At 67.7% G+C, this 20,332-nt stretch carries 19 protein-coding genes and 1 tRNA gene; 13 read left to right on the top strand and 7 right to left on the bottom strand.

The window, feature by feature from the left end:
• Window positions 1–56 precede the first annotated feature (56 nt).
• A complete protein-coding gene (locus ACGFH6_RS41170; RefSeq protein WP_393396105.1) occupies window positions 57–989 on the bottom strand; it encodes an NADP-dependent oxidoreductase in 933 nt (310 codons plus the stop codon).
• Between the two features lie 114 nt (window positions 990–1,103).
• Between ACGFH6_RS41170 and ACGFH6_RS41175 the strand changes: the two genes are divergently transcribed.
• A complete protein-coding gene (locus ACGFH6_RS41175) occupies window positions 1,104–1,511 on the top strand; it encodes a winged helix-turn-helix transcriptional regulator (RefSeq protein WP_393396108.1) in 408 nt (135 codons plus the stop codon).
• A gap of 80 nt (window positions 1,512–1,591) precedes the next feature.
• Entirely contained in the window at window positions 1,592–2,119 is a 528-nt protein-coding gene (locus ACGFH6_RS41180) for a DUF2064 domain-containing protein (RefSeq protein ID WP_393396111.1), read from the top strand.
• A gap of 1,756 nt (window positions 2,120–3,875) precedes the next feature.
• Here ACGFH6_RS41180 and ACGFH6_RS41185 read toward each other — a convergent pair.
• The 3 genes from ACGFH6_RS41185 to ACGFH6_RS41195 all read right to left on the bottom strand — a co-directional run bounded on the left by ACGFH6_RS41185 (window position 3,876) and on the right by ACGFH6_RS41195 (window position 6,881).
• The gene (locus ACGFH6_RS41185) at window positions 3,876–4,673 is read right to left on the bottom strand and encodes a ferritin-like domain-containing protein (protein ID WP_393396114.1); all 798 of its coding nucleotides are present in this window, start codon (window positions 4,671–4,673) and stop codon (window positions 3,876–3,878) included.
• Window positions 4,674–4,841: 168 nt separating this feature from the next.
• Window positions 4,842–5,423 (bottom strand): NUDIX hydrolase, encoded by a 582-nt coding sequence (locus ACGFH6_RS41190; RefSeq protein WP_393396117.1) that lies wholly within the window; start codon window positions 5,421–5,423, stop codon window positions 4,842–4,844.
• Window positions 5,424–5,564: 141 nt separating this feature from the next.
• Complete coding sequence (locus ACGFH6_RS41195; RefSeq protein WP_393396120.1) at window positions 5,565–6,881, bottom strand: zinc-dependent metalloprotease; 1,317 nt, start codon at window positions 6,879–6,881, stop codon at window positions 5,565–5,567.
• A 378-nt stretch (window positions 6,882–7,259) separates the two neighbouring features.
• Between ACGFH6_RS41195 and ACGFH6_RS41200 the strand changes: the two genes are divergently transcribed.
• Genes ACGFH6_RS41200 through ACGFH6_RS41220 form a run of 5 tightly spaced genes read left to right on the top strand, consistent with a single transcriptional unit; the run spans window position 7,260 to window position 12,826 of the window.
• Window positions 7,260–7,685 carry a molybdenum cofactor biosynthesis protein MoaE gene (locus tag ACGFH6_RS41200; protein ID WP_393396123.1) on the top strand — a complete coding sequence of 142 codons (426 nt, stop codon included), beginning with the start codon at window positions 7,260–7,262 and terminating at the stop codon, window positions 7,683–7,685.
• Between the two features lie 30 nt (window positions 7,686–7,715).
• Window positions 7,716–8,162 carry a hypothetical protein gene (locus ACGFH6_RS41205; RefSeq protein WP_393396126.1) on the top strand — a complete coding sequence of 149 codons (447 nt, stop codon included), beginning with the start codon at window positions 7,716–7,718 and terminating at the stop codon, window positions 8,160–8,162.
• Window positions 8,159–9,199: a PDZ domain-containing protein gene (locus ACGFH6_RS41210; RefSeq protein ID WP_393396129.1), complete on the top strand. Its 1,041-nt coding sequence runs from the start codon at window positions 8,159–8,161 to the stop codon at window positions 9,197–9,199. The genes ACGFH6_RS41205 and ACGFH6_RS41210 overlap by 4 nt, the downstream gene beginning before the upstream one ends.
• Before the next feature lie 43 nt (window positions 9,200–9,242).
• A complete protein-coding gene (locus ACGFH6_RS41215; RefSeq protein WP_393396132.1) occupies window positions 9,243–9,860 on the top strand; it encodes a PPA1309 family protein in 618 nt (205 codons plus the stop codon).
• The gene (locus ACGFH6_RS41220; RefSeq protein ID WP_393396135.1) at window positions 9,857–12,826 is read left to right on the top strand and encodes a UPF0182 family protein; all 2,970 of its coding nucleotides are present in this window, start codon (window positions 9,857–9,859) and stop codon (window positions 12,824–12,826) included. Before ACGFH6_RS41215 ends, ACGFH6_RS41220 begins: the two co-directional genes overlap by 4 nt.
• A gap of 78 nt (window positions 12,827–12,904) precedes the next feature.
• Here ACGFH6_RS41220 and ACGFH6_RS41225 read toward each other — a convergent pair whose 3' ends face one another.
• Together ACGFH6_RS41225 and ACGFH6_RS41230 are read right to left on the bottom strand one after the other, a co-directional pair.
• Window positions 12,905–13,486 carry a hypothetical protein gene (locus ACGFH6_RS41225; RefSeq protein WP_393396138.1) on the bottom strand — a complete coding sequence of 194 codons (582 nt, stop codon included), beginning with the start codon at window positions 13,484–13,486 and terminating at the stop codon, window positions 12,905–12,907.
• 113 nt (window positions 13,487–13,599) lie between these two features.
• On the bottom strand, window positions 13,600–14,565 hold the full coding sequence (locus ACGFH6_RS41230) for a GNAT family N-acetyltransferase (RefSeq protein WP_393396141.1): 966 nt from the start codon (window positions 14,563–14,565) through the stop codon (window positions 13,600–13,602).
• A gap of 115 nt (window positions 14,566–14,680) precedes the next feature.
• On the opposite strand from ACGFH6_RS41230, the gene ACGFH6_RS41235 reads away from it, so the two are divergent.
• The 5 genes from ACGFH6_RS41235 (at window position 14,681) to ACGFH6_RS41255 (ending at window position 18,464) form a co-directional block, all read left to right on the top strand.
• Window positions 14,681–14,757, top strand: a tRNA-Met gene (locus ACGFH6_RS41235).
• 331 nt (window positions 14,758–15,088) lie between these two features.
• The gene (locus ACGFH6_RS41240) at window positions 15,089–15,412 is read left to right on the top strand and encodes a YciI family protein (RefSeq protein ID WP_393396144.1); all 324 of its coding nucleotides are present in this window, start codon (window positions 15,089–15,091) and stop codon (window positions 15,410–15,412) included.
• A 274-nt stretch (window positions 15,413–15,686) separates the two neighbouring features.
• Window positions 15,687–17,114, top strand: coding sequence for an MFS transporter (locus ACGFH6_RS41245; protein ID WP_393396147.1), 1,428 nt, complete (start codon window positions 15,687–15,689; stop codon window positions 17,112–17,114).
• A 169-nt stretch (window positions 17,115–17,283) separates the two neighbouring features.
• The gene (locus ACGFH6_RS41250) at window positions 17,284–17,559 is read left to right on the top strand and encodes a YggT family protein (RefSeq protein WP_393396150.1); all 276 of its coding nucleotides are present in this window, start codon (window positions 17,284–17,286) and stop codon (window positions 17,557–17,559) included.
• A gap of 74 nt (window positions 17,560–17,633) precedes the next feature.
• Complete coding sequence (locus ACGFH6_RS41255) at window positions 17,634–18,464, top strand: amidohydrolase family protein (protein WP_393396153.1); 831 nt, start codon at window positions 17,634–17,636, stop codon at window positions 18,462–18,464.
• Here the strand turns inward: ACGFH6_RS41255 and ACGFH6_RS41260 are convergent, their stop codons facing one another.
• Window positions 18,465–19,457, bottom strand: a complete 993-nt coding sequence (locus tag ACGFH6_RS41260) for a phosphotransferase (RefSeq protein WP_393396155.1) — start codon at window positions 19,455–19,457, stop codon at window positions 18,465–18,467.
• 174 nt (window positions 19,458–19,631) lie between these two features.
• Between ACGFH6_RS41260 and ACGFH6_RS41265 the strand changes: the two genes are divergently transcribed.
• A complete protein-coding gene (locus tag ACGFH6_RS41265; RefSeq protein WP_393396157.1) occupies window positions 19,632–20,327 on the top strand; it encodes a hypothetical protein in 696 nt (231 codons plus the stop codon).
• The last annotated feature ends 5 nt before the right edge of the window (window positions 20,328–20,332 follow it).

A 20,332-nucleotide genomic window follows, 5' to 3' on the forward strand; every position in this document is an offset into this window, starting at 1 on the left:
GGGGAACGCCTCGCTGCCTTAGGGACGCCTTGTTGCTTTAGGGACGTCTCGTTGCCTTAGGGGATGAGGACGAGCCTTCCTCGGACGCCGCCGTTGGCGAGGCGCTTGTAAGCCTGTGCGGCCTCTTGCAGTGGATAGGTGTCCGCTACCCGGGTGGTGATGGCCCCCGCTTCGGCCAACACCACGAGCTCCGTCAGGTCTGCGCGATTCGCGTGGTTGAAGATCTGATGCACCGTGATGTCGCGGAGATGAGGCGGCGTCGGACCTGCCTGGACATGCGCGTGCTGACCACCGTTGCGAACCGCCTCCTGCGCCCCGACGCCAATGACCGCCGCATCCACCAGACCGTCCACACCGGCCGGAACGATCGCCTGCACCCCGGCAGTCAGATCCTCCGTCCGCGACACAAAGTGGTCCGCGCCAAGGCGTCGTACCAGCTCCTCGTCCTCCGCAGCAGCGCTGGCGATCACCGTCAGCCCGAAGTGCTTAGCGATCTCGACGGCGTACCCACCGACCCCGCCTGCCGCGCCGGTGACGAGCACGAACTTACCGAGAGTAAGTCGGACGGTTTTCAGAGCCTGCAACGCGGTCAGCGCGTTCAACGGGATCGTCGACGCCGCCGTCAGATCCAGATTCCTTGGAGCCGGCGCGACCGCGTCGGCGTTGAGTACGACGTACTCCGCATGTGTCTTGAGCGGCCGCCCGAGCAGGTCTGCCAGCCCGATCACCGCCGTACCTTCAACCAGGTCGACCCCCGGTCCCGCCGCGTCGATCGTGCCGGCGACGTCCCACCCGAGGCCGAACTGTTCCCGCGCCGCGGTGACGCCGTACTGAACCGCTCCGCCGGTGCTGACCGCGAGGTCGACCGGGTTGACCGCGGCGGCTGCCACTTTGATCCGGACCTGACCGTGGCCCGGTTCGGGTACCGGGGTCTCGATCAGCTCGAGTGCGTCCGGCCCGTCGAGCCGGCGGGCGACCAATGCGCGCATATCGTCTCTCTCCTTGTGGTGCTGCGTTTTTCGTTGGCGAACACCACTTTCGGAGAGTTACTCTCTGCCGGGAAGTACGCACTTCGTAGTGCGTATCGCACGACGAGGAGAGCCATGCCGACCCGCACCGCCGCTCAGCTCCGCGAAGAAGCCGCCCGCGAGTACGACGCGTTCCTGGCGACCTGCCCGGCGCGACAACTGCTGGACCGCATCAGCGACAAGTGGGTGACGCTCATCCTGTCCGCTCTGGCTGACGGCCCGCTGCGTTACTCGGACCTGTCCCGTCGCATCGCCGGCGTCAGTCAGAAGATGCTCACGCAGACGCTGCGCTCGCTCGAACGTGACGGTCTGCTCAGCCGCTCGGTGACTCCGTCCGTACCGGTCCGCGTCGACTACGAACTCACGACGCTCGGCGAGACGCTGATGCCGCTCATCGCCTCGATCAAGGGCTGGGCCGAGACCCACATGACCGAGGTCAACGCCGCCCGGTCCCAGTACGACGACGTGAGCGCATCCGCATGACCGACCGGCGTGTGGTGGTTCTCGTCGTACCTGCCACTGGTAGTTGGGCCCCGCCGGGTCGTGATCCCGAGGCGTGGCGCATGGCGTTGGCTGAGGACACCTACGAGGTCCTGGCCGCGCTGGACCGGGTGGAGGTCGCCGTGGCGGTGGTCGGCGCTGACGAGTCCGCGCTGGAGTCGGTGAGTGCGCTGACCTGGCCCGGCACACCGGTGTACGCCGTCGACGCCGCGCGACCCGTACTCGATGCGGTGGAACTCGCCGGTCCGGCTGCCGCTGTGGTCGCCGTTAGCCACGACGTACCTGATCTCCCCGGTCTGCTGATCGGGAAGCTCTTCCGATCCCTTAGCACCGCGGACATCGCCGTCACTCCCTCCGAGGACGGCACGCTCGCGGCCATCGGCGTACGTCTGCCGACCGCCGATTGGGTCTCCGCCGCCGCTCCGACGTTCGACACGCCTCTCGCCGAGCTCGAGGCGGTGAAGCCCCGCCGGCATGCGGTCGGAATCGGTCCTGGATGGCACCGTCTGCGATCGAATGCTGACATTGCGCGACTGGATCCGGGCCTCGAGGGCTGGGATGCAACTCGTTCCCTACTTCGTCACGCCTGACCCGTCACCTTCTTGCTCCCGGCTCGTTCACCATGCAGCAGGGCTTCTGGGGGGAAGCCCGGCCGTCACCCGCTGGCCCCGTCGATGCCGTTCAGGGGCGGTCATCGACCACCAGCAAGTGACGCACCACCACCGCACCGGGGGGTGCGGCGCACGACCGATGGAAGCCGGGGGATCACGGGGGACGTAGGTCCTGCACGGTGGCAGGACTGAAGCGGGGCGCCTACCAGCGGGGGACTGCACGGATGCACAACAGCGGGGGCTGTGCAAGGGACCTGTACCGGGGCGAGATCAAGGGGATCGCCCGGGTTAGCGGGGAACGGGGGGCCCACGGCGAATGCAGGGCGGGGACATACACGAGCGAGGCACGGCGGCTGAGGGCTGTTCGCGCCTGAGCTCAACGGGAACGCGTGGGGTAGCAGGGATCCGGGGGTTCCACGGGGATGTGCGGCTGTGGGGATGCACGGGGGAAGTACGACCGTGGGGCTGTCCGCGGTTGAGATCAACGGGGGTCGCGGGAACGGGGCGAGCGGGGGAACGGGGTAGCGGGGGAAGTACGGCTGTGGGGATGCACCGGGAACGTGCGACGGCGAGACCTGCACGCACGCGGGTCAGACGACGGGGGATCGCGTGGGAGAGCAGGGACTCCTCGGGGGAGTGCAGCGAACTGGTTCGTATGAGGGAGCGGGGAATCGGGGGGTTCCACGGGGGAGGGGTCGCAGATTGCGGGAATGCACGGGAAGCACGAGAGAGCAGCGGAGCACGACAGCGGGGCACTGCGTTCGCGGGAAGCAGGATTGCGGCAGCTGAGGGGCATCTGCGCACTTAGGTGGATGACCGAGGCATCGTGCGGACGCGCGGACGCACGGGGCAACGCAGGAACAGCAAGTGCATCGGGAAGCCGGCCAGCGGACGTACGCCGGGGGCAGGACAGCGATGAACTTACGGAAATGCAGGAGCGGGGATCGCACGGGGTAGCGGGACGGAGACTGCTCAGGGGAGCGGTCGTCGAGTGTACGAGGCGGGACTGCGGGGCTCGCAGAGGTGCGGGATGGAATCTCACGCGGGTAAAGCGAGGTGCGGATCACGCGGTGGCGAGGACGGGGATCGCGTGCAGGCAAGCTGGACACGGATCGCACGGGGGGAGCTCGACGGGGACTGCTCGGGGGAGCAGTCGGCGAGAGTACGCGGAGGGGACTGCGGGGCTCGCAGAGGTGCGGGTGGAATCGCGCGCGGGTAAGCCGGATGTGCGGATCGCGCGGCGGCGGGGACGGGACCGCGTGCGGGTAAGCGGGGGCGCGGATCGCAGTGGATGGCGGGACCGGACCGTCTTCGCGGGGTGCGGTCGGCGGGAATATGTGAAGGAAGCACAGCGGCGGCCTGCCAGCGTGCAGGACGGAATCGCGCGCGGGTAGGGAGGCGGAGAACACCCGGTCGTGGGGGATCGGCTGCGGGTGAGCGGGGCGCGGGTCGCACGGGGTAGCGGGATCGGGGCTGCGCGGGGTGCGGTCGGGGGAGTGTGCGAAGGAAGGACAGTGGAGGACTGCCAACGTGTAGGACGGGAATCGCACGCGGGTGGGCGGAGGCGCGGAGAGCATCTGGTGGTGGGGGATTCGGCGCACGGCTGTGGGGTTGCGGTGGGCGGTTGGGGGAGCCCGGGGGATCCAGATGCGTCGTGGGTGGTGGGTGGATGAGTTTGGTAGGCGGCCCATAGGTCGGCGGGCGGGCGGCTGGGGACGGGTGGGGAAGGCGCGGGTTAGCCGGGGTGGATGTTGTATTTGGTTAGTTCTTTTTCTACTAGGTGGAGGGAGTGCTGGCCGGGGAGGGCGTCGATCTTGGCGTCTACTTTGCGGACTTCGGCCAGGCCGTGTTCGCCGCCGTACAGGTAGGTGAGCATGTGCTTCACCTCGGCCGGCGGCATGATCGTCGAGCCGACGATGCCCCATCCCTTGGAGAGTGCGAAGCGGGCGATCTTCTGAGCCTTCTTGCTGCGGAGCAGGCGGTCGCGTGCCTGGCTGTTGTAGAACGCGACGTGCCGGGTCTCCTGCTTCGCGATCCGCCTGAGGATCTCGGTCAGGACCGGGTGATCCTCGGACTGGATCAGCCGTGTGTACGCCGAATGTGCGCACCACTCGTTGATCGCGCCCCACGCCATGTGCGTGGCGATGAAGTCCTCGCCGATGATGTTCGCCAGCAACGACTGCCGAATCGGCGCGAGCCGGTCACGCCAACCGAGCCGGGAGCGAACCGCGCGGGTGTGGTCGGGCCCGGTCGGGACGCCGTGCCGCCTGAGCACCTCGTCCAGTACTTCGCCGTGCCAGTACTCCTCGAGGTTCCACATCGTCAGGAAGACGGTGACCTCGGGATCGGCGTGCGACGGTGTGACGAGCAGATCGCGCAGGTAGCAGACGGTGTGCGTCTCCACATCGCTCATATAGCTGAGGCAACGCAGCGCGTCATCGGACAGCGGCTGGGTCTCGAATGTGGACATGTCGAGGTCGTCCCAGCGGATGCGGGTCGAAGTCTGGGCGTAGTGATCGATGTCGAAGCTCACGGACGTCCTTCGGCACACTCGGGCGACCGGATGGCCGCGATCCGACGAATGACAACGAGCGTACGATCTCCGCCCGACAGTCCGCCATCAAAGTTGCCCGGCAGCGTCCTGCCATTCACACCACCCGTCGGACACACCTGATTCGCGCCCCCCAGGCAGTTCCAGAAATCACCCGGAGGAAGCGCTCCCAGCGCAGTGAGCAACTCGCCGCGTCGCTCTCGCTGCGAGCTCTTCGACCACGTGATCCGCGCTCTCGGGAAGCGCGTCGATCGGGAACCACGCGAGGTCGTGGGACTCCTCGCTGACCACGTAGTCAGTACCAACAGTCGCGGTCACGAGGAACTGCACGTCCAGATGGAACGTCCCCGCATACCCGCCGGCGAGGATCTCGTGACGGGACAGTTGAAGCGGTGACGGATCGATCGACAGGTCCGTCAGCCCAGACTCTTCCGTGGCCTCGCGCAGCGCGGCTCCGGCCAGTGTGCTGTCGCCGTTCTCGCAGTGTCCGCCGAGTTGCAGCCATCGCCCGACAGTCTTGTGCAGCGTGAGCAGCGCCCGGCTGCCCGTCGCGTCCACCACCAGTGCGCTCGCTGTCAGGTGCTCCGGCCGGCAACTGCGCCACATCGCGTCCGGATGCTCTGCCAGCCATCGCAGGTAGTGCTCCCGGAGCTCTGCCTGCGTACCGTCGGGCGCACTCCACCCGTCCAACGTCATCACCGCATCGTCGTGAAGCACCCGGTCAGTCTCCATGACGCCACCCCCAATACTCATCGCGCGCCCCAGATCATCACAGCGCCGTACTCGGACAGGCAGACACAACGCGACCCCGCTGGAGCGTGCCGAGTGGCTTCGTCCCGCGGGGTCGTGCTGTCGTATGCCGTTCGGTGCGGACTACTTGGTGGTGCCGGGGTCGTTGCCCTCGTCACCTTCTTGCTTCGGCGTGTCCGACGAGTCGTCGTCGGGAAGGAAATCGGTGATGTCGATGTCGGCCAGCTCGCCTGCGTGCTGAGCGAACCCGATCGGGTCGTCCAGGTCGCCGGCACTCGGAAGCAGGTCCGGATGCGACCAGAGTTCGTCACGGCCGTCGACGCCACGAGCGTCGCGGACAGCCGCCCACAGGTTCGCCGCGTCGCGCAGCCGCCGCGGGCGAAGCTGGAGACCGACCAGCGTGGCGAACGTCTGCTCTGCCGGTCCACCGGCCGCCCGACGCCGGCGTACCGTCTCCGCGAGCTGAACCGCGGCCGGCATCCGCTCCTTGGTCGCCTGCCGTACAACGTCGTCGACCCAGCCCTCGACGAGCGCGAGCGCAGTCTCGAGCCGGACGAGCGCGGCCTTCTGCTGCTCCGAGTCCTCCGGCTCGAACAGGCCGCCCGCGAGCGCTTCCTGCATGGCCTCGGGATTCTGCGGGTCAATGTCCGCCATGGCTCGCTCGATCTTGCCAGTGTCGACCTCGATGCCCGCCGCGTAATCCGCCACCGCGGCCAGCAGATGCTGCCGCAGCCACGGGACGCCGGCGTACAGCCGCTGGTGCGCGACCTCGCGGAGCGCGAGGTACAGCCGGACGTCCTCGTCGGTCAGTCCGAGGCCCTCAGCGAACTTGGCGACGTTGTCCGGTAGTAATACAGCCTGGCCGGTCGGTCCGAGCGGCAGTCCGATGTCGGACGAGCTCACGACCTCGCCGGCCAGCTCGCCTAGTGCCTGGCCGACCTGGGCGCCGAAGATCGAGCCGCCCAACTGGCGGAGCATGCCGGCCATCGGCCCGGCGAGTTGCTGTGCCTCGGCGGGAAGGGCGTTACCCATCGCGCCGGCGACGTGCTCGGCGACGGGGTCGACCACGGTCTGCCACACGGGCAGCGTGTTCTCGACCCACTCCGCCCGGCTCCAGGCCGCGGAGGTGGTGGACGCTTCGGGCAGCGTTGTCGCCTCGTCGAGCCAGTGCTCGGCGAGCCGGACCGCGTCCGCTACTCGGTCGGTATCCGTGGGGGTGACGGAGCGGTCTCCGGCGGCGGAAACCGTCTTGCGTGCGATGTCCTTGGCCAGATCCCAGTTCACCGGCCTGCCGTCGCCGGAACCGCTGAGCAGCTGCTGGACCTGCGCGAAGATCGCATTCAGGTCGGGAGCGCCGCCCGCGCCGGCCGCACCGGAGAACTGCTGGAACATGGCCTCGAACGGAGTTCCCTTGAACGGGTTGTCCGGTTCGTCGCTCATCGGAGTGGGCCTTCCTGTGCGGGTGGGGCGTACTACTCCAACGTACTGGTTCCACCGACCCGTTCCTCCCCCGGCGAACGCATTACTGCTCCTGTTCGCCGCCGGCAGACCGGCACCCCGCCGTGAGGCCGCGCCAACGGCCCCGAATTGCGGGGTGGAGGCAACAGTCGGCCAGGCCGGACTCGCCGCCGGAACCTGCAGCGGGTCCATGTGCGGAGCGTGCGCGGGAGATGGCTCAGCGCGGTGATCTCGGCGTCCGGCGGGAGGCCTCAGGGGTCCGGTGGTGGGAGTTGGGGGCTGGGTGGGGGAGAATCGGGAGTGTGGGGGTTGGTTCGTGGTACGTGTTCGGGGTGGTTTCCCAGCGGGAATGAGGAATGGATGAGCGACGCGATCAGGCTGCTGGACATCCGCGAGGACGTCCTGTCCACCGACGAGGTGCTGGCTGCTGTGGCTGATCCGACCGCCGGCGGGACGGCTCTGTTCATCGGCACCGTGCGGAACCACGATCACGAGAAGCCGGTCGACCAGCTCAGCTACGAGGCGCACCCGGACGCCCTGAACCACCTGCGGACTGTAGCGGAGCGTGTCTGTGCCCACCCCGGAGTGACCGCGCTGGCCGCCGTACACCGGACCGGGGACCTCAAGATCGGGGACACCGCCGTGATCGTCGCGGTGGCCGCCGCACACCGGGATGTCGCGTTCGCCGCTTGCCGGCGGTTGATCGACGACCTCAAGGCGGAGGTCCCGATTTGGAAACACCAGCACTTCACCGACGGTGCCAGCGAGTGGGTCGGCGCTCACTGACACGTACGCTGGGCCCATGAAGGTGGCCGGATGAAGGTTTTGGCGTGGCTGGTGTTCCCGGTCGTCGCCACGCTGCTGGCGATGTGCTGGGCGGCTTGGCGCGGGCGGAGCCGCGGTCCACGCCGGTCCGGTGGCGCCTTCGACTCGGTCGAGGACTTCCGTCGCTTCAACGACGCACTCGCCGCTCCCGGTCCCCGCGCCACCCCGGAACGCCGCCGCCGCGGCCTGAACCGCGCGCCCAAGACCGACGCGGACAAGACGGACGTAAACAAGGCTGACAAGTCCGATCACGTCGCCAACCCCTCCTCTCCTGACGCGCCGGACTCGGCGAGCGAGTCGCGTACGGCGGACCGACTCGGGCCGGCGGGGACGCTTCGGGCCGGTGGGACGTTGGGTTCAGCAAAGACACACGCCATCGAGAAGCTCGGTACGACCGAGATGTTCGGTTCCACCAAGATCGCAGGGCAGGGTTCGTGACACGTCGTACCGCAACACTGGTCACTTCGATCATCGTGCTGGTCGTTTCGCTCGGGCTGGTCACCGTCTTCTCGGTGCCTTTCGTCTCGTTCAGCCCTGGGCCGGTGAAGGACACCCTCGGTACGTCGAGCAACAACAAGCCGGTCATCGAGATCACCGGGCACGACACGTTCCCGACCAGCGGCCAACTGGACCTGACCACCGTGTCTGTCACCTCGCCCGGGCGTGAGCTCACGCTCCCGCAGGCGATGCGGAACTGGCTCGACCCGCACAACGATCTGTTCCCGCGCGACATCATCTACCCGCCGGACCAGAGCGCCGACCAGGTCGAGGAGCAGAACACCGCCGAGATGACCGGCTCGCAGGACAGCGCGATCGCCGCCGCCCTGCAGGCAGCCGAGGTCCCGTACCACCCCAAGGTCTCGACGGTCGCCAAGGACACTCCGGCCGAGGGCAAGCTGAAGCCAGGCGACGTCGTCCTGGCCGTCGACGGTGTCGCGATGTCGCAGGTCCCGCAGGTCGGCGAGTACGTCCGCAAGCACAAGGTCGGCGAGAACGTCGCGTTCCTGGTCCGGCGAGACAAGGTGGAGCAGACCATTCAGGTGAAGACCGCCGCCACACCTGGCGACGAGACCCGACCGATGGTCGGCATCACGATCGGCGTCGACTCCCCGGTCAAGGTGACGGTCAACCTCGGCCAGGACATCGGCGGCCCGAGCGCGGGCACGGCGTTCGCACTGGCCATCTACGACAAGCTCACACCGGGTCCGCTGCTGGACGGTAAGCACATCGCGGGCACCGGCACGATCGACGCGCTCGGCCAGGTCGGCCCGATCGGTGGCATCCAGCAGAAGATCGCCGGTGCCAAGAACGACGGCGCCTCCATCTTCCTGGTGCCCGCCGACAACTGTGAGGCGGCAATGCACGCCGGTGTGAAGGGCATCCAACTGGTGAAGATCACCACACTGACCGAGGCGATCGCCGCCATCAAGGCAGCAGTCGCCGGACAGGGGAAGGTCCCCTCGTGCGCACCGTGAGCACCGTGAACGTACCGGCCGGCCGAAGGGGAGAGCTGACGGCATGGATTCCGTAGGCACTCTGCCTCCCGACGCGCTCAGTCGCGCGGTGATCGAGATCGAGAAGCACGTGAGCAGCGCGGGCTGGGACCAGCCCGCGCAACTGTTCGCGCTGGTCCCCACTGACGAACTACTGCGTGCCGAACCGCAACTGGCCGCGGAACTCGGCGCCGACGACGCCTCCCAGCCGCTGACCCCGGTCGCCCAGGGAGAGCTCCCCGGCAGTCTCGAGGACGAGCACCTGGCCGACGCGCTAGGCCGGATCGAGTGGCCCGACGGGGTCAGCGGCTGCGCGCTGTCGATCGAGCGGATCGTGCTGCCGGCCACGGCCGAAGCAGGTCTGTCCAGCGCCGACTCGGACGCCGAGCTCGCCCGGATGGCCGGCAGCGACCCCCGCCGCCACGAGGTGCGGATGGTCGCGGCGGTCCTGCGCGAGGGCAGCCGCTTCGGTGCGGTCCGGCTCCGCTCCCACGACGAGGACAGCGCCGTACTGACCGGCGCGGACTTGGTCCCCACGCTGTGCGAAGTACTGTCATTGACATTCGAGCCTTCGGTCGGCAGTCGGCCTGGCCGAGGACCTGGGGTCGATGGCGTGAATGACAACGAGGAGAACCGACCATGAGCGACGGCGTCTACGACATGCCGGAGGAGCCGCGGCGGCCGCGGCGAACAGGTGGTGGTCGGCCCCGGGCCCTGCTGCCGACGATCGCGACACTGATCGTGCTGCTGATCCTCTTCAGCGTCTTCACCGACATCTGGACCCAGCGGTTGTGGTACCGCTCGGTGGACCTCGGTTCCGTGTTCGGCACGGTGCTCGGGACCCGGGTACTGCTCTTCTTCGTGGTCGGTCTGCTGATGGCGGCTGCCGTTGTCGCGAACATCGTCATCGCCTTCCGCACGCGGCCGCGGGTCGCGCTCGCGCCGTCGCCCAGCCCGGGCTTCGAGCGGTACGGCGATCTGCTCCAGCAGCGCGGCAAGATCGCCATCGGCGTGGTCGCCACCTTGATGCTGGTCTTCGGCGGCTCGGCCGCGTCGGGCGAGTGGAAGGTCTTCCTCGCCTGGCGGAACCGGACCCCGTTCGGCGTCACCGACAAGCACTTCAACAAGGACATCGCGTTCTTCGTCTTCGACTACCCATGGCTGCGCGTCCTGCTCGGCTTCGGCTACTCGATCGTGCTGCTGTCGCTCGTCGCGGCGATCATCACGCACTACCTGTACGGCGGATTCCGGCCGTCCGCGAAGGGGCAGAAGGCCTCCGGGGCCGCGCAGGTGCAATTCTCGGTGCTGCTGGGCCTGCTCGTCCTGCTGAAGGCCTTCAGCTACTGGCTGGACCGTTTCGGCCTGACGACGTCGGACGCCAAGCTGTTCACAGGTATCTCCTATACCGGTGACCACGCGGTCCTGCCCAGCAAGGAGATCCTGGCAGTCATCGCAGTTCTGTGTGCCGGTCTGTTCTTCGCCAACGTGGTGCGGCGGACCTGGCTGCTGCCGGGTGTCGGCACCGTCGTACTGATTCTGTCGGCGATCCTCCTCGGTGCGTTGTGGCCGGCAGCCCTGCAGCAGTTGCGGGTGCGCCCGAGTGAGCCGGTGCGTGAGGCGCCGTACATCACCAAGAACATCGAGTCGACGCGCCAGGCCTACGGTCTGGAGGGCGCCGAGGTGATCAACTACCAGGCCAAGCAGACGGCGACCCCGTCGGAGCTGACGCAGGACGCCGAGGTACTGCCCGGCATCCGGTTGATCGACCCGAGCGTGGTCGGCCCGACCTTCGAGCAGTTGCAGCAGGTGCGTGGCTTCTACTCGTTCCCGACCGACCTCGACGTCGACCGCTACAAGATCGGCGACAAGGTCAGCGACACCGTCATCGCGGTCCGCGAGGTGCAGGTCGACCGCCTGCCGGCCGGCCAGCGCAACTGGAACAACGACCACACCGTCTACACCCACGGCTACGGCGTGGTCGCCGCGAACGGTAACCAGCGGGCCGAGGACGGTACGCCGGTGTGGTCGGAGAAGGACCTGCCACCGACCGGTCAGCTCGGCGACTACGAGCCCCGGATCTACTTCGGTGAGCAGTCCCCGGACTACTCGATCGTCGGAGGCCCGAAGGGCGGCTCGCCGGTCGAGCTCGACACTCCGGAAGGCAAGAGCGGCGGTGACCCGACGCTGAACACCTACCAGGGCAAGGGCGGCGTCGCGGTCGGGACCTTCTTCAACCGGTTGCTGTACGCAACCAAGTTCCGGGACGCGAACCTCCTGCTGTCCAGCCGGGTGAACCCCGACTCGAAGATCCTCTACGACCGCAACCCGCGCGAGCGGGTGGAGAAGGCCGCGCCCTGGCTGACGCCGGACGGCGACCCGTACCCGGCCATCGTCGACAACCAGGTGGTCTGGATCGTCGACGGCTACACGACCTCGGCGAACTACCCGTACGCGGAGAAGGTCGCGCTGGACGACAGCACCCGGGACACCACGACCGGCCGCGGCACCATCGCGCAGCAGCCGAGCGAGGAGATCAACTACATCCGCAACTCGGTCAAGGCGGTCGTCAACGCGTACGACGGCTCGGTCGAGCTGTACGCCTGGGACGAGAACGACCCGGTGCTGAAGACGTGGATGAAGGCCTTCCCGAACACGGTCAAGCCGCGCTCCGACATCTCGCCGTCGCTGATGTCCCACCTGCGCTACCCGGAGGACATGTTCAAGGTCCAGCGCGACCTGCTGGCCAAGTACCACGTGACGGACTCCGGCACCTGGTACCAGAACAGCGACCTGTGGCGTGTTCCGGCCGACCCGACCGCGGTCTCGTCCGGTAGTGACTCGTCGGTGCAAAGCAACCAGCCTCCCTTCTATCTCTCGCTGCGGATGCCCGGTCAGACCGAGCCCAAGTTCTCTCTGACGTCGGTGTACGTGCCGAACGCGGAACGGGAGAACCTGACCGCATTCATGGCCGTCGATTCGGAGGCGACCTCACCGGACTACGGCAAGTTCCGAATACTTCGATTGCCCGGCAACGTGCAGATCCCCGGTCCAGGACAGGTGTTCAACAAGTTCCAGACCGACGAAGGGATCAGACAGGCGCTGCTCCCGATCAACCAACCGAGCAGTGGCGCGAGAGCGCAGTTCGGCAACCTGCTGACGCTTCCCCTCGGCGGTGGTCTGCTCTACGTCCAGCCGGTCTACTCGGTCCGGACGAGCGGAGCCGGTAGTTATCCGGTGCTCCGGTACGTGCTGGTCTCCTTCGGTGATCGGGTCGCCTACGGCGGGACGCTGCAGGAGGCGCTGACCAAGGTCTTCAACACCAGCGTCGATACCGGTGAAGAGCCGCCAGGCTCCAAGCCGCCACCAACGTCGACGCAGAACCAGACGGTCAAGCAAGCGCTCGCCGAAGCGCAGGCCGCGTACACGGCTGCGCAGGCTGCCCTGACGAAGGGTGACCTGGCCGGCTATCAGGCTCAGGTCAACAAGATGAAGCAGGCGATCGACAAGGCCGTGACGGCCGGTGCGGTAGTCACACCGCCGACTCCCACGCCCAGTGGGACACCGTCGACGCCGGCTCCATCTAGTCCGCCGACGTCACCGACTGGCTGACCCACGGGCTGCGACCGGGGCGGCGACACCGACAACCATCGGGGTCGCCGCCCCGTTTCGTTGCCCGAGGCTACTGACTCAGGTCGTGGTCTCCGGGTGGAAGCCGGTGGCGGTGTTGAAGAGGTCGTCGTCGGTGAAGCGCTCGTGGTCGATCGACACCTCGGCCGCGACACCCGGCGAGACGAAGTAGAACACCTCGTCCCCAGCGGCCAGACCGTCGTACTCGCCGACCTTGACCGCGCGGAGCTCCCAGCCGTCCGGATCCTTCTCCTCGTATTCGATCAGGAAGGTCTTCAGGGCCTCGAGGTCGGTGAGCTTGTCACCGCGCAGCGTCTTCGCGGTCAGGTCGACCCGGTACGCACCCTCGGGATCCGGGCCGGTCTCCCAGACCCGGCTGTGGAACCTCACGTCCTCCCACTCGTACTCGAAGTCGCTCGGCGTCCCAAGACCGGCGGGGAGGTTCTCGATCACGAAGCCGTCCAAGATGTCCGCCTTCTGCTCGGTCGATGGGGGAGTCACGCAATACCCCGGGCGCGGCTCGACGTTGCTCGCCGTCGCCGTGGTGGTCCAGGCGCCGAATGAGGCGAGGACCGCGGCGCTCCCGATCACGATACGACGGGTCGACGGCACGAATCGGGAACGACGGGACGAACACGACATGACTACCTCCTGGACCTCGACGCCTCGCTTGCTGCAAGGCGTTCCTGCCCAAGAAGATGCAGCGATCGCGGCTCTCCCCGACGCGCGATTTCGAACCTGTGGACAACGCGAGGTCAGTACCCGATCAGCCGGTGCAGCCGATGGAACGTCTGCTCGAACCCGAGCTTCGGCCAGGCCCGTGACGACAGCAGATTCGTGACCCGCCAGTCGGTCACCACCGACGTGTACCCGGTGTCGGCCGACCACTGCAGGACGGCCTCACCCAGCGCCCGGCCGGCGCCGTGACCGCGGGCCTCGGGCAGTACGGCGGCGAACCCGAGGAAGCCGGCGTTGTCCGGCCGGGCCAACCCGCTGTGCGAACTCGACTTGTCCAGGGAACATCCGATCGACGAGCCGATCACGCGCCCGTCGTACTCGGCCACGAAGGTCGCGTAGTCCGGATCGTCGATCGACTCCTCCCAATCGTCCAGCGCCTCCTGCATCGTGGGCATCTCCCCGGCGGAGAACACCGGCGAGAGTCCCTGATGCTGCGGCAGCACCAGATCCAGTTGCGCGAGTACGGCGATGTCGTCGCGAACAGCACGCCGTACGGTGAGGCCCCGGTACTGCGGTAGCGGAGTCGTCGGCGCCGGACGGATCGCATGCGCGTGCTGAGAGCCGAACGCCAGCCGGAACCACGCATCCAGCAGCTCCGGATCGTCCGGCACCAGCGCGTACTGGGCGATGCGGCCGTCGTCCACCCACTTCGTGGCCGCGGCCGCGTACAGATCGCGGATGTGTTCGGGCTCACGTACGGCGTGGCCGGCTGCCTCGACCCAGATGTTCGGGCCCCACGTCGTGGACGGCTTGGGTGCGCCCAGCAGGTAGCCGGTCAGCTCGCCATCCTCGAGCATGACGGCGCCGGACGCGCTCTCGCTCTCCCACAGCGCAGTCACCTCGACCAGCGCGAGCCGCTCGCTCTCGTACTCCGCAGGCAGCAGAGGGTGACGCTTGCGATGCTCCTTGTGCCGCTCCGCGAGCAGTCCGGCGGCCGCGGGCAGGTCCGCCTCCCGGAACGGGCGGATGAGGTGTCGGGACATACCCGGACGGTACGCCGCAGCACCCGCCACTGACACGGATTTTCGGCCGCCAGGAGCCACACCGGGAGCCGATTTGGATGCTCAGCCTCGATCCCCTAAACTAAAGACACAACGACGCGGGGTGGAGCAGCTCGGTAGCTCGCTGGGCTCATAACCCAGAGGTCGCAGGTTCAAATCCTGCCCCCGCTACCAAAGGAGAGGCCCGGACCATTAGGTCCGGGCCTCTTGCTTCGTGTGGGCCTGACCTGCGGGTTTGTTCTTCACGAGTTGGCCGGACCGTCCGCACTTCGGCGAGCTTGGAACGTCGCATGGCGGTGGTTGCTGCGAGCACCCACATGCGGTCGGATCGATCCTGGAGCGCCGGAAATCTCCGTAGGGATCCGGGAGGGGTGTCGGATCGGGGTGGTGGTGTTCGTGGCAGGGGTGAGGCGGCCTCGGACAGGGCGCGAGACTGGGGTGCAACGGGCTGAAGTCCCTGACTGCCGAACCACGCTGTCTTGACACCACAGGAGATGATCTTGAGATGCGTTACCTGGTTTCTGTGATCGACGACAAGAGCAATCCCGGCAGCACGGACAGGCGGCCTGCCATCAGCGTGTTCAACGAACGGCTGATCGCCGAGGGCTACTGGGTCTTCTCGGGCGGACTCGCGGACACCGACGAGGCCACGGTCATCGACAACCGGGGCGAGCAGGCGGTGTTCAGCGACGGGCCTTTCGTGGAGTCGAAGGAGTACCTCGCCGGGATCTGGGTGTGGGAGGCCCCCGATCTGGATGTGGTGCTCAAGCTCGCCGCCGAGGCGTCGAAGGTCTGCGATCGGAAGATCGAGGTACGGCCGTTCCAGTGAGCGACGGGCGCCGGCCGAGCAACAGCGCAGGATTCGGCGGCACCGGGTTGCGGCGGCCGTAGACACGCGCCTTCTTGGTGGGCTGTTGGCCGCGACGTGTCTGGCTGTCGCATGCGGCTGAGGACCGCGCTCCGACACCACGGGCGGCCGACGACACGCGCGCCGGAAAGATCGCTACGAATATCTAGCGGTGTCGGATCTGGTCTGGGCCGTTCGTAGTGGGGGTGAGAGGCCGCCCAGGAGGGGCGCCCCTGCGTAGGGAAGGACGTTCCTCATGACTACCTTGACGGAGCCGCGCACAGTCGTCACCCACCGCTCGAGTCGCCGGCTGTGGACGATCCTGGGACTGGTTCTGCTTGCCGACGCCCTCGATGTCATCGATGCGACCGTCACGAACATCGCGGCCCCCACCATCGCCGACGAGCTCCACGGCGGTGTGAGTCTGATCAAGTGGTTGGGACCGGCGTACATGCTCGCCATGGGTGTCCTGCTCCTGGTCGGCGGACGGCTGGGTGACAAGTTCGGCCAACGCAGGCTGTTCCTGATCGGCATGGGCGGGTTCACCCTGGCTTCGGCAGTCGCCGGGTTCTCACCTGACCCGGCCCTGCTCATCGCCGCCCGGATCGCCCAGGGAGCGTTCGGGGCCTTACTTATCCCGCAAGGCATGGCGATCATGACGAAGGCGTTCAGCCGCGACATGCTCGCCAAGGCGTTCGGGCTGTTCGGCCCGGTTCTCGGTCTGTCCAGTGTCGGCGGCCCGGTCCTGGCCGGATTCATCATCAGCGCCGACCTGTTCGGTCTGTCCTGGCGCCCGATCTTCCTCATCAACCTCGTCCTCGGCGGCATCGGGCTGGTCATGGCCGCCAAGATCCTGCCGCGTGACGACGGCGACCGTTCCACCGTCGTCGACGGTTGGGGCTCCGGCCTCCTTGCGGTCGCGATGATCGGGCTGCTGTACGGCCTGATCGAGGGCTCGACCAACGGCTGGAGCGTCGTCCCCGTCACCTCGATCACCGTCGGCGTCCTGTTCTTCGCGGCGTTCGCCTACCGTCAGCGCACCGCAGCCCACCCGCTCATCATGCCCTCGCTGCTGAAGAACCGGGGTTTCACTTCCGCAATGCTCGTGGGCCTGGCCGCCTTCGCCGCCGGCACCGGCCTGATCTTCGTACTGTCGCTGTTCCTGCAGGAGGGGCTGCACGCCAGCCCGCGGGACGCCGCGCTCGGCCTGGTGCCGCTCACCGTGGGGCTCATCGCCGCCGCGTTCGCCGCCATGGGCGGCCTGGTCACCAAGCTCGGTCGCAGGCTCGTCGTCATCGGCCTCGCCGTAGCCCTCGTCGGTTCCGGCTGGGTCCTCGCCCTCGTCGACCACTTCGGCACGAACGTCAGCATCTGGGCGCTGGCCCCGGCGTTCGTCGTTGTTGGCATCGGCACCGGCCTCACCTTCACCGCGATCCCCAACATCGCTCTCGGCGACGCGAGGCCTGACGAAGCCGGCAGCGCCAGCGGCTCGCTCAGCTCGATCCAGCAACTCGCATCAGCGATCGGCTCGGCCGCGGTCACGTCGGTCTTCTTCCACGCCGCAACCTCCGGACTGGCCCACGCGATGCAGGTCACTCTCATCGTCGTTCTGGCCATTACGGTCCTCAGCCTCCCGATCGTTGCCCTGATGCCTCGCAACGCACCATCAGAACCCCAGCAGTAAGCAACGGGCCGAGCATGGCCTCCGCTGGCGAAGAAGGCCCGGACCATCAGGTCCGGGCCTTCTTTGTCTGATAGTCGGCTAAGAAGATGGGCGCGAGGACACTTCGACGTGGCCGGCGACGTTGATACTGGTGAGATGGCCGGTGCGGCCCTCACGGAGGAGATTGGTCATGAGCATCATCGGAGACCTGGTCGGGTACGCGCTGACGGCGTTCATTCTGCTGTTGATCGTCCGGATGGTGCTGGACTGGACGGGTGTGCTGGCGAGCGGCGGACAGCGGGCCGGCCGGGTGCGTTCGGTGACACACGCCTGGACGGAGCCGGTGATCGCGCCGGTACGGCGCAGGCTGCCGCCGTTGCGAGCCGGCGGTCTGGCGATCGACCTCGCGTTCACCGTGGTCTTCGTCGCGGCGCTGATCCTGCGCTCGGTCGCCTTCAGCCTATAGGTGCAGCCGGCCGGTTGTGTCGGATAGTAGAGATTGCTATTGCATAGGAAATCTTCTGCGGTTACCGTCTGAGGATGACCGAGAAGCTGACGAATGACGCGCATCGCCACCTGGGCATCATGCCTGCGTTCCCGTTCTACGGCGGGCCGCCGGCCAATCCGGACATCCTGGCTCGGGCTACGGTCGCCGAGCTGATCGAGGACCTCGATCGGGAGGGCGCCGAGCGGGCGCTCGTGTTGCCCAACTACGGGGTGCCCGACGCATCGGTGTCCTTCGGGTTCAATCCCCTGGTGATCGAGGCGGCGGCCAAGGACGATCGCATCCGCTGCGGGTTGTGGGTCTCGCCGCGGCCGCAGGACGCCGAGCTCACCGCCGCGGCGCTCGCCCTGGCCGGGGAGCCGGGCGTGGTCGCACTGAAGACCAGCTTCCTGCTGGGCGGGGCTGTCGAGGATCCGGAGTGCGCTCCGCAGCTCGAGCAGATCTTCGGCACCGCACGTGAGCGCGGCCTCGTCGTACACGTCCACACCTCGCCCGGTGCGGCGTCCGACATCGACCAGATCGGCAAGCTGGTCGACCGCTACGGAGATGACGTCAAGATCCACCTCGTGCACTTCGGCGGCGGCATGAGCGGGCACATCAAGTTGATCAACGAGCGGTTCTTCAACTGGATCGAGGCCGGCAAGCAGGTCTACACCGACACCAGCTGGGCGATCGGCTTCGCGCCGCGTTGGCTGGTCCGCGAGATCGAGCGGCGCGGGATCGGCCAGGACCGGGTGCTGTTCGCCAGCGACGAGCCGTGGGGCGACTACGTCGGCGAGGTCGCTCGCCTACGCGAGGCCGCCGGCGACGGTGAGCTGGCCGACCTGGTCCTGCGCGACAACTTCAACACCCTGTACGGCTCGTAGTCAGCCGGCCGAGGACAGCAGCAGGGCTTGGCCAAGGTTGTACTCGATGATCCGTTGCATGAAGGCGCGGTTGGGGTAGTCCCCGTCGAGCAGGCGTAGCGGGCCCGCCGTCAGCGAGATGTGCTCGGCGAGCGTGTAGAGCGCGAGGCGGTCCTCGTCCAGGTCGGGGACCGCCACCTGCGGATAGTCGTCGCCGAGACGGTTGAGCATGAACGCGTGCTCCCATTCGACGTCGAAGTACAGCATCTCCTCGACGTCGATCAGGACAGGGTTTCCGTCGCGGTCCACCAGCACGTGGTCGAGCCCCAGTTCGCCGTGGACCACGGAGTACTCGGCGCGGGGCTGCACTGCCGCGGCGAGCTCGCGGAGCCGTTCCTCCAAGCGGTCGCGGGCGTTGGCCGCCCTCGTATCACGCGCGGCCGCCTGTGCGACGCAGCGCAGCGCGAACTCGAGGACGACTCCCTCGCACGACGATCCTCGTGGCGTTCCGCCCCGGTCGATGTGCGCGATCTTGCCGTACGTCGGTGCGCGGTAGCTCCGCATCGCCTCCAGGGCCTCGCGGAATCGGTCCATGGTCGGCTTCACGGCACGAGGGTCGCGAGCGAACCGCTCCATCAGGTTCTCGCCGGGGAAGTCCTCGACGACGGCGATGTCGGCCGGGTAGTGCGTGCGGTCGCGGTCGCTCAGATACAGGACGGGGACCCGGAGTCCCAGCTCGTCCAGCCGCGCGTGCACTGTCTCGTACAGGTCGAGCCCGACGCCGGGGGAGAAGGGATTGGCGAGGTCGCCGTCCCAGTCGGTCTCCGGCCAGTAGTTCTCGGCCTCGTCCCACAGGTAGGCGATCGCGGTCGTCGCGTCGTCCATCGTCAGCCGGTACACGCCCTTCGTGGTGCCGCCGGTGAGGCGCTCGGCCACCTCCAGCCGACGCCCGCCACCCAGCGCGGCCTGCGCCGCACCCGCCAGCTGATCCCGGGTCACGTTCCTCGGTGCCATGGTCACGCCTCTCCGCTTCGCCAACCAGTGCACGGTATGTGAGGGCCGGCCCGCCGTGCGAACGATATTTGCGAGGTCCCAGAGCAGAGTTGGGACCTGAGTCCCGTGTGGTTGGGGCAGGTCCTGGCAGACGCTCGTGATCGACAGTCAGTCGACCACAGGGAGCACATCATCATGACCGTCATCGTCGAAGACACCCGGACGGAAGACCGGCCGTCGCCGGTGTTCACCGGACGGGTCCGTTGGGCCGCGGCACTGCTGGTCACCGTGGGTGCCGCTCTGCAGGTCGCGGAGTTCCTGCTCGAACCCGCAGCCACCGAGGACAACGCGAGCCGGATCGCCTGGTGGCTGGCCCACCCCGACCGGATCGCGTTGTCGAAAGCCGCCGGCCTGCTCGCCGTCGCGTTCCTGCTCGGGCAGGTGCTGGTGATGGTGACCATCGCGCGCCGGCACTCACGCAAGATCGCAACCGCCGCGGCAGTGTGCCTCACGGCTGCGATGACCGGCCTGGCAGCGATCCAAGGCGCCGAGCTGGCAGCGCTGTGGACCGCGAGAGCCGGGCATCAGGACGCGGCGGCAGCCATCCTGGACATCAGCTCGCCCGGGATCCCCGGTGCGGTTCTGCTGGTGATGTTCCTCGGTGGAGCCCTGTTCGGCACCGCCTTGATCAACATCGCGCTGTGGCGGTCGCCGTACGTGCCGCGGCTCGTGGTGGTGTTCGGAGTGAGCTTCGTGGTCCTGGACATCGGCTTGTCGATGGGCGTCGCGGGTCACGTAGCGGCTCTCGCCGGCGGGCTGGTGCTGGCCTGGGCGATCCTCACCGGATATGTGCGCACGCCGCACAAACGCCGCTGGGTGCGCGCACACTGAGCTTG

The sequence above is a fragment of the Kribbella sp. NPDC049227 genome, from assembly GCF_043197265.1.
GTDB lineage: Bacteria > Actinomycetota > Actinomycetes > Propionibacteriales > Kribbellaceae > Kribbella.